General features: G+C 78.3%; 1 pseudogene. It reads right to left on the reverse strand.

Going from position 1 to position 1,272, the window contains the following annotated elements:
• Positions 1-1,272: pseudogene (locus tag DEF28_RS27790) on the reverse strand (hypothetical protein); the annotation flags it as partial.

The raw sequence follows: 1,272 nt of genomic DNA on the forward strand, positions 1-1,272 counted from the left end.
GATCCGGTCGGCGAGGGCGTGGACGCGTTCGCGGCACTCCACCGCGGTCCACACCAGCGCCGCGATGCCGAGCCAGAGCCGGTCGTGGGTGACCTCGGGGAGCAGCGGCCGCAGCAGCGGGACGAGGTCCCGCAGGGCCCGGTCGCGTTCGGGGCAGTGGGCGCGCGGCGGGCGGCTGTCGGTGAGGTGCGGGATCCGGGTGGCGAGGTCGGCGTCCACCGCGTCGAGGAGTCGGCGGGCGGTGGCGGTGTCCACGGCGCGCAGTGCGCGGGAGCCCTCGGGGTCGCGGGGGCGCGTCCACCGCCACCAGCCGGGTGGCGGGACGAGTTCGGTCCCGGCGGCGTAGCGGTGGTTGCCGGGGGCGGCGGTGATGGTGCCGCTGCGGTTGGGGAGCCAGTTGGCGCCCATGATGTAGCCGCCGACGAGCCGGCCGTCGGGGTCGCGGAGTTCGATCACGCGGTCGGGGGCGCGGTGCACGGTGAGGTCGGTGCCGGCGTGCGGGAAGCGCACGGTCTCCTCGGTCGCGGCGTGCCGGACGGTGGCGGCGGGGTGCGGGGCGCGGCCGGTGGTGGCGGCGTCGTGCGGGCAGTCGGGCTGTCCGTGGCCGGTGGCGACGACGTCGTCGCCGACGACGGCGTGGCAGGGGCTGTTGGCGAGTGAGGCGCGGCCGGCGAACGGGTAGGGGGCGGCCAGGCCGGCGCGGCCGCGGCCCAGCCGGTCGGGGAGGACGGGGGTGACGTGCGCGCCGTTGCGGGCGGCGCGGTCGACGAGCAGCAGGTCGGGTCCGCTCTCGGTGAGGTTGCACGCGTTCAGGCCGCGGTGGGCCGCGAGGGCGGGTAGTTCGAGCTCGTCCAGGACGCCGGCGCGCAGGGTGGCGGCGAGGGCGGCCGCGGGGTCGGCGTCGGCGATGACGGCGCGGACGGCGGCGGCGCCGCGGGGTATGCCGTGCAGGGTGAACCGCTCGGTGTCGCGGATCGCGGTGTAGAGCGGGGGCAGCGCCGCTCCGGGGGCGGCGTGGGCGTGGTCGGCGAGGATGGCGGCGACGATGTCGCCGGTGCCGGGGGCGGTGGCCAGCGCCTTGGCGGCTTTGGGGGTGCCGGCCAGCGCGACGGGGTCGCCCAGGTACTCCCTGGCTGTCGCGGGGTTCTCGCTGGGGCGGCCGAAGCCGAGGATGCCCGAGGGTTCGCCCTGGATGGCGGCGCGCAGGAGCGGCCCCCACTGGGGGTGGGCCGCTGTGGCGGCGAGGTCGGGGCGGCGTGCCTTGGCGAGCCA

It is taken from the genome of Marinitenerispora sediminis (assembly GCF_003336425.1).
Classification (GTDB): Bacteria; Actinomycetota; Actinomycetes; order Streptosporangiales; family Streptosporangiaceae; genus Marinitenerispora; species Marinitenerispora sediminis.